This is a genomic window from Rahnella sp. ChDrAdgB13, from assembly GCF_017655185.1.
Classification (GTDB): Bacteria; Pseudomonadota; Gammaproteobacteria; order Enterobacterales; family Enterobacteriaceae; genus Rahnella; species Rahnella contaminans.
This window is the reverse complement of sequence record NZ_JAEMGT010000024.1, coordinates 1-14,897: the sequence shown is the minus strand read 5'-3', so window position 1 is coordinate 14,897 and position 14,897 is coordinate 1. Positions and strand designations below refer to the sequence as shown.

The following is a 14,897-nucleotide window of genomic DNA, read 5'->3' as shown; positions in this document are numbered from 1 at the left end:
CAGGATGATTATCCCGGCTTTAGATTTGATCGAAGGCAGCGTGGTGCGTTTGCATCAGGGCGATTACGGCCAGCAGCGTGATTATGGCAACGATCCGCTTCCACGTTTGCAGGATTATCAGCAGCAAGGTGCAGAAGTTTTGCATCTGGTTGACTTAACCGGCGCGAAAGATCCGGCGGCACGTCAGATCCCATTGCTGACAAAATTGCTGTCGGGCGTGTCTGTACCGGTTCAGGTCGGTGGCGGTGTCCGCACCGAACAGGACATTGAAGCCTTGCTGAATGCCGGTGCAACCCGCGTCGTCGTGGGTTCGACGGCGGTTAAAGAACCGCAGAAAGTTCAGGGCTGGTTCCAACGTTTCGGCGCAGACGCCCTGGTTCTGGCGCTCGATGTCCGCATTGCTGCCGATGGCACTAAAAACGTTGCCGTCAGCGGCTGGCAGGAAAATTCCAGTTCCACGCTTGAAGAGATCGTGGAACTGTTTCTGCCTTTCGGCCTGAAACACGTTTTGTGCACGGATATTTCCCGCGACGGCACGCTGGCAGGTTCAAACGTTGAGTTGTACCGTGAAGTGACCGCGCGTTTTCCGCAGGTTGCTTTTCAGGCTTCCGGCGGTATCGGTTCATTGCAGGACATCGCCAATCTGCGTGACAGCGGCGTGAAAGGCGTGATTGTCGGGCGGGCATTACTCGACGGTAAATTCAATGTGACGGAGGCAATTTCATGCTGGCAAAACGGATAATTCCCTGCCTCGACGTTAAAGACGGCCAGGTCGTAAAAGGCGTGCAGTTCCGCAATCACGAAATCATCGGTGACATCGTGCCATTAGCGAAGCGTTATGCTGAAGAAGGCGCAGACGAACTGGTGTTTTACGATATCACCGCTTCCAGCGATGGCCGTGTGGTCGATAAAAGCTGGGTGTCGCGCGTGGCAGAAGTCATCGATATCCCGTTTTGTGTCGCTGGTGGGATCAAAAGCCTGGAGGATGCGGGGCAGATTTTGCAGTTTGGCGCCGATAAAATCTCCATTAACTCCCCTGCTCTCGCCAACCCGACGCTGATCAGCCGCCTCGCCGACCGTTATGGTGTACAGTGCATCGTTGTGGGTATCGATACCTGGCACGACGCGGCGACCGGCACTTATCAGGTCCATCAGTTTACCGGCGACGAAGCACGCACCAAAGTGACCACCTGGCAGACAATTGACTGGGTGAAGGAAGTGCAGGAACGCGGCGCGGGCGAAATCGTGCTGAACATGATGAATCAGGACGGCGTGCGTAATGGATACGATCTGGAACAGCTGAAGATGATCCGCGAAGTTTGCCATGTTCCGCTCATCGCTTCCGGCGGTGCGGGCACAATGCCACACTTCCTCGACGCTTTCCGCGAAGCACGCGTTGATGGCGCACTGGCCGCATCGGTGTTCCACAAACAAATTATCAATATTGGCGAGCTGAAAAGCTATTTAGCTGAAAATGGCGTGGAGATCCGCTTGTGAGTAATCAGGAAGTAAAAACCGGTCTGCTGACCGGCGAACAAATCAGTCAGCTCGACTGGAAAAAAGTCGATAACCTGATGCCGGCAATCATCCAGCATGCAGTGTCTGGCGAAGTGCTGATGCTAGGTTACATGAATCAGGAAGCCCTGAACGTTACGCAATCTTGCGGCAAAGTGACGCTCTATTCACGCACCAAAGAACGTTTGTGGACCAAAGGTGAGACCTCAGAAAACTATCTGAACGTGGTCAGCATTACGCCTGATTGCGATAACGATACGCTGCTGGTGTTGGTCAATCCGGTGGGTCCGACGTGCCATAAAGGCAACAACAGTTGTTTCCACCCTGCTGAAACCGACTGGGCATTTCTGTATCAGCTGGAAGAGCTGCTGGCTTCGCGTAAAACCGCCGATCCGGAAAGCTCCTACACCGCCAAATTGTATGCCAGCGGCACCAAACGTATCGCACAGAAAGTCGGTGAAGAAGGTGTGGAAACCGCGCTTGCTGCCACTGTCAACGACCGCTTTGAGCTGAAAAACGAAGCGTCAGATTTGGTCTATCACCTGCTGGTGTTGTTGCAGGATCAGGATTTGAACCTGAGTGCGGTGATTGATAACCTGCGTCAGCGTCATAAGAAATAACGTCAATTTTAAGACGCAAAAAAGCCGCCTTTGCTGATGCATTGGCGGCTTTTTTTATGACGCAAGCAACTGCGCACTTTTCAACACACCGTTAAACGAATTAATCCAACCATTCGGTATGGAATACGCCATCTTTATCAGTGCGTTTGTAAGTATGTGCACCGAAATAGTCACGCTGTGCCTGGATCAGGTTAGCCGGCAGAACCGCTGAACGGTAGCTGTCGTAGTAGTTGATCGCAGCAGAGAACGTTGGTGTCGGGATACCGTTCTGAACAGCATAAGACACAACATCACGCAGCGCTTGCTGATATTCGTCAGCGATGTTTTTGAAGTACGGAGCCAGCAGCAGGTTAGCAATGGACGCGTTTTCAGCGTAAGCATCCGTAATTTTCTGCAAGAACTGAGCACGGATAATACAACCAGCACGGAAGATCTTCGCGATTTCGCCGTAGTTCAGATCCCAGTTGTTCTCGTCAGAAGCCGCTTTAAGCTGTGAGAAGCCCTGCGCGTAAGAGACGAGTTTACCCAGGTACAGAGCACGACGCACTTTCTCGATGAACTCAGCTTTGTCGCCAGTGAAAGGTTTAACAGCCGGGCCGGAGAGCACTTTAGAAGCCGCAACGCGCTGATCTTTCAGAGAAGACAGATAACGCGCAAACACAGACTCAGTGATCAGAGTCAGTGGTTCGCCCAGATCCAGAGAGCTCTGGCTGGTCCATTTACCGGTGCCTTTGTTCGCCGCTTCATCCAGAATCACGTCGACCAGGTATTTACCTTCTTCGTCTTTCTTGGTGAAAATGTCTTTGGTGATATCAATCAGGTAGCTGCTCAGCTCGCCTTTGTTCCACTCAGCGAAGGTGGTTGCCAGCTCTTCGTTGCTCAGGTTCAGGGACTGTTTCAACAGGGAATAGGCTTCTGCGATCAGCTGCATGTCGCCGTATTCGATACCGTTGTGAACCATCTTGACGTAATGACCTGCGCCATCAGCGCCGATGTAAGCGACGCAGGCGTCGCCATCTTCAGCACGTGCTGCGATTTTTTCAAGAATTGGCGCCACCAGTGCGTACGCTTCTTTCTGACCGCCAGGCATGATTGACGGGCCTTTCAGCGCGCCCTCTTCACCGCCGGACACGCCGGTACCGATGAAATTGAAGCCCTGCTCAGACAGTTCGCGGTTTCGGCGAATGGTGTCTTTATAGTAGGTGTTGCCGCCATCGATCAGGATGTCGCCTTTATCCAGGTGCGGAGTCAGGGATGCGATGGTTTTGTCAGTTGCTTCACCGGCTTTCACCATCAGCAAGATACGACGTGGTTTTTCCAGCGAGTCAACAAACTCTTCGACGGTGTAGTGCGGAACCAGATTTTTACCCGGATTCTCTGCGATGACTTCGTCAGTCTTGTCGCCAGAACGGTTAAAAATGGAAACGGAATAACCACGGCTCTCGATGTTAAGCGCGAGGTTACGGCCCATGACCGCCATACCGACAACGCCGATCTGTTGTTTGGACATTAGCAACTCCTGTCTGAAATAGTTGATCGCCCAGTTTTTAGTCTAAACCCCTGTTAACAGTGAGTTTAACTGCACTGAGCTATACAAATGAACACAAGCATTGTACATGAGAATGGCAAAGGGTGAACCTATTGCAGCCATAACAATATTCTGATCGCACATACCGGCAACCACCAGCCTCGCCTTTCTCAGAGGCCGACTTCACTTTACCGGTAACATGTGGGGAATGCAGGTGAAAAAGAGCTTTTGCAGGCACACTTTAACGACTTGTTGATTAACTTCGATTCTTAGTCGGTAACTGCCTAAGACATTTCTGGTTAAGCCGTGCTCTCTCTTTATCGCAGAACCAGCCCCATTTATTGAAATATTTAATTGCAGAAACAACGTGATAAATCATAAATTTTTTATTTTGATATGAGGAACGCTGAGCCTCATGTACGACAACAGAGTTAGGGCAATATCGTACAGAGAATTCTGATTGGCTGACTCTTCGAGATAAATCGACATCTTCCAAATAAAGGAAAAAACGGGGATCAAAACCTTTTGTTACCTTCAATGCATCCCTGCTTATGAGCATGAAGCATCCGGATAATGAGGGGGCGAAAAATGCTTGAGTGAGATCAGCCTTATGGAGTTCATAAGTCTCGTTAATACCGCTGGAAAGGCGAGTAAAAAAACGTCTTACAAAAAGCTGATACGGTGTCGGCAATAGTCGACAGCAATGCTGCAAGGAACCATCTGGGTAAGTGACTTTAGGGATGCTCAATCCGATCTTATTAATAGCACTGTAATGATAGAGTTTGTCAACTTCGCCGGATTTGAAAGCAATGTCCGGATTACAGATCAGGGTAAACTCATACTTGTCTGCATAACGCCTTAATACTTCATTATGACCAGTCCCAAAACCGCAATTGGTCTTTAAAATTAGGATTTCAATTTTAGGGTGAATATAGTCTTTTAACCAGCGGCATTCCCCGCCATTATCGACAATGACAATTTTTGAGATAGTTTCCTCATTAATCAATGAGTTAATCGTTGGCTCAATATCCGCATACTGGTGTTTATAGAGCACTAAAGAAGCGATGATTTTCACTATTTATACCAGTCTTATATTTTATTCAGCAGCACATAAGTCAGTGTGGTGAAATAGCCGATGGCCTGTTGATGATAGATACCGGAACTTTTCATCAGTTTTAACCTCATTGAGAGGCTACTATTCCTGATGTCTTTAAAGTCGTGCAGAGTCGCCGTAGACTCCGGCGTAAGGTACCGACTGACGCTGTTCAGCACTTCAAAATTCATATTATTCCAGATAGCCGCTCTCCCACTGTGAGCCTGCAAAAAATTTTGTAGTCGCTTACCCAACCCCATACTATTGCCGATAACATTATTATGGTGTTGCCGATAAAGTACAGTAGGAATAGTGTCAAAAAAAACTTTCCCACCACATCCGCTGACAATCTGATAGAGCGACCAGTCATGCGCAACCATAGGAATGCCATAAGCCAGAGCAAGAAGCTCTCTGGCCTTATGATTGAAAACCATCGTATTTCCACTGGCAATATTTTGAAGAATTGAATTTGCGAAAGAAGGAGGACGCTTATAGTTAGGGGAAGCCCCGATGATTTTTCCGTGAGCATCCGTCAATGTTGTTCTGGAACAATACAGCGCCGGCACATCATCAGGGATCTCAGAAAGCCAATTAATCGCCCGCTCCAGCTTGTCAGATTTCCAGACGTCATCTTGATCAGAAAAGGCATAATACTTCTCGCATATTTTTTCATTGTTGATCATATGCATGAAGTTTTCTACAAAACCGCGTTTTGGACCTTTTAAGTGTGTGCCCTTTAAGTGGGAGCAGTTAATAAATGAACGAGCTATTGCGCAGGTTTCGTCGGAAGAACCATCGTCAGATATGTAAATATGTACATTATTGACAGATTGATTTTCAATAGACTCTAGTTGAGATAGCAAATATGGTGCACCATTATAAGTGCACATCATAACTGCGATTTCATGATCCTGCATATTGGGATAACCTTATTCTGATATTGAGAAAAAGTCTGCCCCACAGGGCAGACTTTCGAAAAGAGATCCAAGAATTCAGTTGATCAAACCTCGTCCACAATAGTCATCATCAAGAACCATTTTTTCCAGAACACTGTTCTTATTTTTAAGTGTTGCTTCAATGAAATCAGCATACAGTACATCAGCAATCTCTACCGAAGGTTCAAAGCTATTGTAAAATTTATTTTTAATATCAACAGACTGATATACGAAGTCCATTGCACCTTCTTGCAACGCATTCCGGGTGAGTTGAGTAGACAATTCCGCTTCACTTAAAACCTTAAAACATGGTTTGAATAAATTATCTTCATCAAAGACATACTTCGTCACCTGTGGATCATTAGCGCTTAATAATTGCTCTAAGCAGAAACTGTTACTGAATATGCGGGAACCAGTATTTATAGCCTGACCCAATTCAACATAACAACCTTCAGCAAATGCATTGTCAGGCATAGTATCGCGGATGTTATGTGCAGTAGCGAAATAGAATCCGTGAATCGGACCAGGTAGTAATTTATTTATAGATTTTTGGATCGTACCAGAATATCCCACATCCACTACCGCCGCATTTTCGCTGCTGGTAAGACCAACAGAGTCTAAATACTGTAAAAGTATATTCTTTTCAGCTGAAGCCTCAGCCAAAATATCAGGTGTAAGAACATGTAACAATTCATTAATAGCAGACAAATCCCCGTCTTTTACCTGGAGTAAAGTACCTTTATTCCAGACACCTGAAGCATAAATCTCATTCCAACGATCATCTGAAAGTTCTAAACCAAACCGTTCGTAGAAAAAGCTCTGTACTTTATTAGGATAATAGTTAGACATCGCGATTGCACAAATATCTTCGAATGACGCAATATTCGGTACATTAACCGCTCTGCGAGAAACCTGTAGATAGTGGCTATTTGGTGCATCATCAACTGTTTTGGACCATGCATCATAAACTTGCTTGATTAGCTTACCCTCACGAGCAAGGAAATACAGGTCCGTCACATTTCGTGCTTTTGCTCTCTTAGCAAGCCATGCGCAAAATGCTGATATTGTCGGCCCCACGAGATTAAAGCCAAGTTGACGAGGGATAGATGAAAATATAGCAATATCATTAGCATCAAAATTATAGCATTTATTCAGATTTTCTCTGACTAACATCCCAATGGTCAATTCTCTATTGAGATTGTCCTCATAAACTTCTGGTCGAACAAGAGTCTCATATTCAGGCAAAGATTTAGCGAGGTCTGCAGCCCGGAGTATGTGTAACGCACGCAATTTGAACTCATCACAAGGCAGTTGCAAATCGGAACGCTCATTATCACCAAACATAACAACTTCCTCACCCTTCACGCCTTCTTCAGCAAGCATGAATGAATAGAGTTGTCCGGTATCTTTCCTTATGCCCAAATCTGAGGAAAGGTATAGGCGATCATAATTATCAATCCCATTGAGCTTTAACATTGTTTTGATAGTTTGTATCGATAAAAACATATCGCTGATGAGAACAACACGTTTGCCCCACTCTTTGGATTTATTGAGGAGGTGTATCATATCTTTTCGAGGTGATACTGATTCTAATTCAACATTTTCCTCAATGCATTGGATTTCAGCACATTTCTCAACAGACAGTTTAGTTAGTAAACCAAACTGCTCATATATATCAGAGATGGAAATATCTTTCCCTTTAATATTACGTGCATTAACCTCTGCTATTGCTCGGAAATTAGCAAAGAGCTTACCCTCAGCCTCATCCAACTTCTGACGAATGATTTCTTTAGTATGGTCAGCAACGAGTAATGGACGAACAAGTAATGTATCAAAAATATCGAATGCTATAACTTTAGTTTTGGAATCTCTGATCAAATGGCTATAAGTTTCATCTGCACGATTTAAATATTGCTGATCAAAGCGGAATGGTGACCAAGAAGGACTGCTATGGTCTTTAATAATAATTGACTGATAGTTTTGAGATGTTGGTACAATCCCGAGCATCCTCTCCAGCGCATGCGCTAATGTACCATCAGTTTGGCCTAATTCTTCAGGGAATTCTTCCCATTTAAGATTCAGGTCAAAAAGAGGTTTCATTGCTGACATTTTTGCCCAAAACATGGAACCCGCAGGGAAATGGTAATAACTTTCAGGCATCGGTATACCAATGCGTTGACAAAGCATTGCACCATCTCGTTTATTAGCCAACCATGTAAATGCCGGATACGGGACCTGAACAAAAGCTTGGGGGAAGATGATACCTACCGAAGGATTATCTTGGAATAACCCAAAAATACGATTTATATTTTTTTCTGTACCTAAAAGAGCATTAAACAAGTACTCACGCCATCCCAATGTTGTCCCACCGTTATAGAGAGACTTTTTGCTCTGTATATGACAGACATAATCGTATTCCTTTATCCGTTCACCAAACTGACAGAACATCGGAGCAATATCTCTACCGCGGTTCGGTACAATTTCAACATATAGATTCGAAATGTTTTTTATTTGCTTCAGCGCATTAGTACAAACCTCTCTTCCTTCCTCAGTTGTAACTGAAACATAAACGTCAAATAAGAATGGAATAGCTGAAAGATGGTCGCTAAACTCGTTTATTAGATCATGATAAAATATATGGCAATGTACAGCGACCTTTCCAGGTGTTCCTTTAAAATTGTCTCTGCAGGCATTAATATCTACCATCCAGTCAGTTTTAGCCTGCCTAAACCCTGCAATGCTGTCGTTCGTACGCATGAAAGATGGATGGTCATAGAACCATTCTGGTTTTAATTTCATCGCAACTTTTAAAGCACTAAGCTTATATCTATCTGGCAGTGCATGATAAACACGCTGTGCGTATGTTCTACTGCGCTGGTTCACTCTTGTAGCGAGCATTTTTACAGGGCGTGTAATGTTCTGCACAGCCTGGCCCGACTTAACTTTAACTTTCTGTCCAATATAGAAAAATTTTCTAAAAATCAGGCGCGCTGGATTGCGCAAATAAGAAGGGGTTCGTCTTGAAATCACACGAATAGGGGCTGAAAATTTCCAACTGGTTGAATCGTAAATACCATTTAGTTGCTGTTGCAATAAAAAATTTTCATGGCGGGATTGGCCCAAAAGCTGCTCATTGAGAGCAGCATCATTATAAAGTTCAGCGAGTTGTTGATCACGTAAAGATATTTTATCCAGCAATTCTAATTGAGAATTATTTGATTTATCAACATTTACTCTGTTCGTATCTTCTAATGTTTTAATAGTCATCTCTTTACCGGCAATATCTAATTCAAGTGACTGAATTACGCTTGCGCGCTCATCAGCTACAGTAAGCAGTTCTGCAATATGCTTCTGTAAATGTTTCTGTTCTTCAATTGCATTATTTAAGTCGTTGACAATAGCCTTTGCAGAATCCCTTCTGACATTTAATTTTACCTCTTTAAGAACAGAGAGTATTGCAACAGAATCTTTAGACTGAACAGATGCCAGGAAATCTGCTTCTGCATCCAGCCAGATATTTTTTAAATCGTCGTCACAGTTAAAGCCTATAGCATTCATAATTAATAACGAAAAATCAGCAATACTTTCGCCACGATATGACGGGCTAAATGAAATTGACGTCAATCTTAATAGAGAATGGAAAATCCCTCTGAAGACTATATATCCCAGAGTAATCTCAGCAGGTGAATTCCACTCTTGGTCAAAAAGTTTCTTATCACCATTATCTAATGTAATAAAATTAAATGGCATTGCATCCAAAAAATCAGAAGGCAAAACCGTCAGGCTATTGAATTCGTTAGAAAGACTAGCTCGCTTTTGTATTTCATTAATCCATATACTGGACCAGCAAACGATAGCTTGAATTGTCCAGTTGGGTTTGTTAACAGTATGAACGAGGGAAAGCCATAAACTCTCTCCGTCATGGAAAGCGCCACTTTCAACAATTGAATGTTCATTAACTGATGATGGAATTGAAACATCACCACCACTGGTAAGCACAACTAATTCATCATCTAAATTTGTTTGGAAAATTGTTGTTTTTTTGAATTCATTAGCTCTACCATCTGAAAAATGATAAGCAGCAATCGTATTATCAATAATTCCCTCATCAGGTTTTACCTGACTGCTTATCATTAAAAAAGAGTTACTCAAATCAGCCGCGAGATCATTATTCCAGATGTTATAAATGCCTTCCTCAATTGAAAAATAATTTTCTGAATTTTTCTGGGGGTCCTGATGTGCACTTTCGATTGCCAGTTGCGAGAATTGTGATGAAAAGTTTTTCCATCCACGAGGACAAATGATGCTAACGGGTAATTTATAATCAGGAAGCGGCAAAAATTCTTCGTTATGCAAAAAACCTGAATTAGCTAATACAGCTTTAAGTTCACTACGGCCAAAAGTAACGACGCTTTCTTCAGTGTAAGAGTTGTTGATACCAAACATTGGCAAGTTTACATGATCTTCATTGACACCGGAGAAATACTTTATACCTAATTTATTTTCAATTGCGACGAAAAGCCTGCCCGACTCAGTCATTCTGTCACGACATGAATCTAGAAGGGTTTTTTGGCCATCGCGTCCAAGAAATACTCGCGCATATTCCAATACACCTACAAGTATAACTGCGTCAAAATGACCAATGTCTGGTATAATATCACTCGGTGCACAAATAACGTCAACATTAGACAAATCTCGGGTTCGTGCTCTTGCAATTTGAGCACGTCGAAGGCTCCCTTCTACCGATACAACATCAGCGCCACTCTCTCCTAAAAAACGCGTTATTGCACCGCAACCGCAACCTATTTCAAGAACCTTTTTGCCCTTCAACCATTGCTCAAAAGGACGCAGTAAATTCGAGCGTCTAGAGGAAAGATGATAAGTGGATGGCCAATCCTTCATCTTATCTGACAGCTCTTTTGAATTAATGCTCACATCAACTGATTCGGTAACGGACTTCAATACGTAATTCTCAGCCTCATCACCGTCATTATATGCAAAAGATGGCAATTCAACAGGACGCCAAACATTGGTCGTTTTATCAATAAAGAAATCATTATTTAATAAAATTTCATGTATGTTATTCTGTTTCAAAATTTATTCTCGCATTCAAATTGGCTAAGCCAGTGAAAGATTTTACAGGCCCGACAGCCAAGTGTATTGAATCATACCGGCGGTCATGCGGTATGATTTCACCATCAAGAGAACTACTGGCAATACCGACAGAGATAAAGAAATCACCCTCATACACCATCATCGGCAATGTAACAGAAACCATCATTTCAGTATTAATTTCCGCCACATCAACCAAGTCTACAGATTGCCATTCACTATTCGTATTATAGATTGTCACGCCTTCTTTAGTTTTAATTGCGAAACCAAATATTGGCCTCACAACAACATCATGAAATCTTACTTTAATAGCCAAGGTTAATTCTTTTCCGGGAGTAACGGTGCTTGGATAATCTTCACCATCCTGACAGATGTAAAAATCTATCAGTTCCGCTGCACGGTCTCCCCATCGGTACTCTGACGGATTATAGTTAGGGCGTTCTGAGTATTCTCCCGTCAACAATGAGCTGAAGCTTCCAGGTGAGAGATTAGATTTCGATTCCCGGTCCCGAATTTGAACTTCGCGGGAAACAGCCTTCTCAAGTTTATCATCTTGATCTTTTCTAATCGATGAGCCGTTTTTCTTACCAAAAAGAACATCCAAATACCTGTTAACAACATCATTAGGGCTACCCTGAACTTGTACCACCCCATGGTCTAACAGCAATGCACTATCACAATGGGTGACAATTTGCTCTGTTGCATGTGATACAAAAAGAATTGAAGTACCGTCCTGTTTAAGCCTTTTCAGTCGCGAAAAACATTTTGCCTGAAATTTCGCATCTCCAACCGCCAGGGCCTCATCAACAATAAGAATATCTGGGTCTATTTGCGCCTGAACGGCAAATGCAAGGCGGACCAACATTCCACTCGAATAAGAACGGACCGGAGAGTTGATAAAATCGCCAATGTCTGCGAAAGATAATATATCATCTAATTTATTTTCAGTTTCCTCTTTAGATAACCCCAAGAGTGAAGCATTTAAATAAACATTTTCCAGACCTGTGAAATCGGAATTAAAACCTGCCCCCAGTTCCAGTAAGGCTGCAACGCGACCATTGACAGCTATATTTCCCGCTGTCGGCGTTAAAGTCCCAGCAATTATTTGCAAGAGTGTGGACTTACCAGAACCATTTTGGCCAACAATCCCCATTGTCTGGCCACGAGGTAAATTAAAAGACACATCTTTTAACGCCCAGAAGTCCTGATGATAGATACGTGCCTCTTTCCCTAATTTACGGTCAATTTTAGGCATAACGAATTGCTTAAGCCTGCGCGCAGGACTTTCATACACCTGGAAACATTTATCAACATTTTCAATTCTAATTGCAAAATCATCAGAGGACATCTGCGAATCCTTTTCTAGTCTTTTGGAACCAGGCATACCCTAACCACATAATGAAAACTGCAATCAAGGAATATATTGCCAGCCCCATAAAATCAGGTAATTTCCCCCAAATAATGACGGATCTCCCTTGCTCAATAATAAATGTCAATGGGTTAAGTAAAATTATTTTTCTCATTGCAACAGGCACAGCTGTAATGGGATAAAACACTGGGGAAAGAAACATTAGTACAGTGACTACAATCGAAATGGTTTGACTAACATCACGGATAAACACCCCTAATGAGGCAAGAAACCAAGTTAAACCCAGCGTCAGTAAAATCAAAGGGAACAGGACTAATGGAAAGAAAACTATAGTCCAATGGAGATAACCGTTAAATATTACAAAAGCCGCAGACAACACAAATGTGCTAACAAAACTATGGAAAAGCACATTACCCAGCGCGACTATAGGTAGTATTTCAAGAGGGAAAACTACTTTTTTAACATAATTTACATTATTTAAAATCATCGAAGGGGCACGACTGAGCATTTCAGCTAACAGTGTGTGGATGATCAAACCGACGAAGAGAATAATCGCAAAATCGGCTTTAGATTCATTTCCAGCAGACTGAGTGCCCCAGCGGGCTTTAAAAACAACCGAGAACACCAACGTATATACAACCAGCATAAAAATTGGGTTGATGAATGACCATAAGACCCCCATCACTGAACCACGATACCGGCCAATAATTTCACGCTTAGCCATCTGTAATATTAAATTTTTATTATTCCACGCGCTATTAAATAGCGAAAGCAGTGAAGTGGGTTTTCCTAAATGAGGATTCATAGACTTCTCTTTTTGCTTCACATTTGAAAGTTAACAGTTTCTTTGAGCTGAGGTTTGTAAAAACTCAACTCAAATTAATTGACACCTTGAAATTTACCTGAATCAATTTACTGATTTCACCCATTGTACGCATTGATATTTTCAAGTGCTTTTTGCCAATCACTTGGTGCAATATTGAACTTTTTCAATAACTTGGCACAATCAAGTTTGGAATTGGAAGGGCGTTTGGCAAGCGTCGGGTATTCAAAAGTTTTAATATTTAGTATAGAAGGCGATTTAGCGAGAACTGAATGCTTTGTAGCTGAGGTGAAGATTTCTGCTGCAAAACCTGCCCACGATGTATAAGGATACCCTGAATAGTGATACACGCCCCAACGTTCGTCTTCAGTTTTCAGTTGACCGGATATTGCAATCAGAGTTTCCGCAATATCTCCGGCATAAGTTGGACTACCGAATTGATCCCCAACAATAGATAATTGCTCCCTGTCTTTCGCCAGTCGCAGCATGGTCTTTACGAAATTGTTGCCATATTCACCGAACACCCATGAAGTGCGCAAAATAATGTGTTTTTTGCAAGCCATGGCAACAGCTTGTTCACCGGCCAATTTGCTTGCGCCATAAACTCCGGTAGGCCCTGTGAGATCTGTTTCCACATAGCATCCCTCATGGTCTCCAGAAAAAACATAGTCAGTCGATATATGTAGAAAAGAAGCATCAACCTTTTGCGCTGCAATTGCCAAATTTTCAGCGCCTGTGCTATTGATTAAATAGGCAAATTCACGTTCAGATTCTGCACGATCGACAGCAGTATAGGCAGCAGCATTAATAATCGCGTTAGGGCGTAACTCGCTGACAACACTCATTACTTTACGGTGATCGGTAATGTCAAGCTCTTGCCTGTCAACAGCTTTTACCTCCCATTCAGCCGGAGCTCGTCGCGCCAATTCTTTACCAACCTGGCCCGCGCATCCTACGATCAATAATTTCATTTGGTTATAGTACCTATAGAATTTTATAGTGTTCTTGTATTAATGCCTCAAGCCAAAGCCCAAGGCCTTTGAAAGCAAATCAAATCTTAAAAAGTTCTGAAAAACTTTGACCCAATGCATCTTTTGCAGAGAGCAAGGGTTCACTAACCGGCCACTGAATCCCAACTTCCGGATCGTTCCAGATCAAGCAACCTTCATTTTTCGGATCATAGTAATCAGTGCATTTATACTCAAAATCGGCGAAGTCTGAAATCACAACAAATCCATGGGCAAGGCCGGGTGGTACCCATAGTTGATTCTTATTACTTTCTGAAAGATGGACACCAACCCACTTGCCAAATGTTGCGGACTCAGGACGAATATCAACTACGACATCGAATACTTCACCTCGCACTACACGTACAAGTTTACCCTGCGGTTTTGACGTCTGGAAGTGCAAGCCACGAAGGACATTGCGGGAGGATCGTGAATGATTGTCCTGAACAAAATCCAGATCAATATCCAACATTTCCCGATAGCGGTCTTGCTGGAAAGTCTCAAGAAAGAATCCACGTTCATCACCAAACACTTTAGGTTCAACTAACTTCACACCAATAACGTCTGTATCAGTCACTTTCATTTTTATAGCTCACTCGTTATACAATTATCAGGCGATACTCAACTCTCTTGTATGAACAGCAGTCGCTGTAACTTGTACAAAGGAAATTTTGAGCGAAATCCGCCTTGCTCAATTTTCTAAAAATCCTACCACAAATGACTCTTATGGCTCACTCAGAATCTGGCTAAAAGCTCCCTTAATTGCCTAAATGCATCTTTACTGTACTTTGTTCTACGAGTTTGGATGATCCAGCATCCAGGCCAGGGCTTTGTTGAATAAATCGGATTTAGATAAAAGCTCCCCTCGTCGCCGACTTCCTCAGGTAATCCGTAC

At 43.1% G+C, this 14,897-nt stretch carries 11 protein-coding genes; 3 read left to right on the top strand and 8 right to left on the bottom strand.

From position 1 onward, the window contains the following. The first annotated feature begins 4 nt into the window (after window positions 1-4). The 3 genes from hisA to hisIE are packed head-to-tail and all read left to right on the top strand — an operon-like array spanning window position 5 to window position 2,135. Window positions 5-742 (top strand): 1-(5-phosphoribosyl)-5-[(5-phosphoribosylamino)methylideneamino]imidazole-4-carboxamide isomerase, encoded by a 738-nt coding sequence (hisA, locus tag J8X26_RS08550; RefSeq protein WP_208950656.1) that lies wholly within the window; start codon window positions 5-7, stop codon window positions 740-742. Next, window positions 724-1,497: an imidazole glycerol phosphate synthase subunit HisF gene (hisF, locus tag J8X26_RS08545; RefSeq protein ID WP_152325845.1), complete on the top strand. Its 774-nt coding sequence runs from the start codon at window positions 724-726 to the stop codon at window positions 1,495-1,497. The genes hisA and hisF overlap by 19 nt, the downstream gene beginning before the upstream one ends. 23 nt (window positions 1,498-1,520) lie before the next feature. Then, entirely contained in the window at window positions 1,521-2,135 is a 615-nt protein-coding gene (hisIE, locus tag J8X26_RS08540) for a bifunctional phosphoribosyl-AMP cyclohydrolase/phosphoribosyl-ATP diphosphatase HisIE (RefSeq protein ID WP_152326342.1), read from the top strand. 100 nt (window positions 2,136-2,235) lie between these two features. Here hisIE and gndA read toward each other — a convergent pair whose 3' ends face one another. The 8 genes from gndA to rfbC all read right to left on the bottom strand — a co-directional run bounded on the left by gndA (window position 2,236) and on the right by rfbC (window position 14,585). Further along, window positions 2,236-3,645, bottom strand: coding sequence for an NADP-dependent phosphogluconate dehydrogenase (gene gndA, locus J8X26_RS08535; protein WP_165057033.1), 1,410 nt, complete (start codon window positions 3,643-3,645; stop codon window positions 2,236-2,238). A 274-nt stretch (window positions 3,646-3,919) separates the two neighbouring features. Further along, window positions 3,920-4,738 (bottom strand): glycosyltransferase, encoded by an 819-nt coding sequence (locus J8X26_RS08530; protein WP_152325843.1) that lies wholly within the window; start codon window positions 4,736-4,738, stop codon window positions 3,920-3,922. 14 nt (window positions 4,739-4,752) lie between these two features. Then, window positions 4,753-5,673, bottom strand: coding sequence for a glycosyltransferase family 2 protein (locus J8X26_RS08525; protein ID WP_152325842.1), 921 nt, complete (start codon window positions 5,671-5,673; stop codon window positions 4,753-4,755). Between the two features lie 75 nt (window positions 5,674-5,748). Next, window positions 5,749-10,785 carry a rhamnan synthesis F family protein gene (locus J8X26_RS08520; RefSeq protein WP_208950655.1) on the bottom strand — a complete coding sequence of 1,679 codons (5,037 nt, stop codon included), beginning with the start codon at window positions 10,783-10,785 and terminating at the stop codon, window positions 5,749-5,751. Continuing rightward, complete coding sequence (locus J8X26_RS08515) at window positions 10,772-12,151, bottom strand: ABC transporter ATP-binding protein (protein ID WP_152325840.1); 1,380 nt, start codon at window positions 12,149-12,151, stop codon at window positions 10,772-10,774. The genes J8X26_RS08520 and J8X26_RS08515 overlap by 14 nt, the downstream gene beginning before the upstream one ends. Further along, window positions 12,141-12,977 (bottom strand): ABC transporter permease, encoded by an 837-nt coding sequence (locus J8X26_RS08510; RefSeq protein ID WP_208950654.1) that lies wholly within the window; start codon window positions 12,975-12,977, stop codon window positions 12,141-12,143. The genes J8X26_RS08515 and J8X26_RS08510 overlap by 11 nt, the downstream gene beginning before the upstream one ends. A 116-nt stretch (window positions 12,978-13,093) precedes the next feature. Next, window positions 13,094-13,966, bottom strand: coding sequence for a dTDP-4-dehydrorhamnose reductase (rfbD, locus tag J8X26_RS08505; protein WP_208950653.1), 873 nt, complete (start codon window positions 13,964-13,966; stop codon window positions 13,094-13,096). A 79-nt stretch (window positions 13,967-14,045) separates the two neighbouring features. Continuing rightward, complete coding sequence (rfbC, locus tag J8X26_RS08500) at window positions 14,046-14,585, bottom strand: dTDP-4-dehydrorhamnose 3,5-epimerase (protein WP_152325837.1); 540 nt, start codon at window positions 14,583-14,585, stop codon at window positions 14,046-14,048. Window positions 14,586-14,897: the final 312 nt, after the last annotated feature.

What these genes read in the sequence shown, in the direction of transcription:
- J8X26_RS08525 (WP_152325842.1), bottom strand. Translation starts at nt 5,673, where the DNA reads ATGCAGGATCATGAAATCGCAGTTATGATGTGCACTTATAATGGTGCA.
- rfbC (WP_152325837.1), bottom strand. Translation starts at nt 14,585, where the DNA reads ATGAAAGTGACTGATACAGACGTTATTGGTGTGAAGTTAGTTGAACCT.
- J8X26_RS08510 (WP_208950654.1), bottom strand. Translation starts at nt 12,977, where the DNA reads ATGAATCCTCATTTAGGAAAACCCACTTCACTGCTTTCGCTATTTAAT.
- rfbD (WP_208950653.1), bottom strand. Translation starts at nt 13,966, where the DNA reads ATGAAATTATTGATCGTAGGATGCGCGGGCCAGGTTGGTAAAGAATTG.
- J8X26_RS08515 (WP_152325840.1), bottom strand. Translation starts at nt 12,151, where the DNA reads ATGTCCTCTGATGATTTTGCAATTAGAATTGAAAATGTTGATAAATGT.
- hisF (WP_152325845.1), top strand. Translation starts at nt 724, where the DNA reads ATGCTGGCAAAACGGATAATTCCCTGCCTCGACGTTAAAGACGGCCAG.
- gndA (WP_165057033.1), bottom strand. Translation starts at nt 3,645, where the DNA reads ATGTCCAAACAACAGATCGGCGTTGTCGGTATGGCGGTCATGGGCCGT.
- hisA (WP_208950656.1), top strand. Translation starts at nt 5, where the DNA reads ATGATTATCCCGGCTTTAGATTTGATCGAAGGCAGCGTGGTGCGTTTG.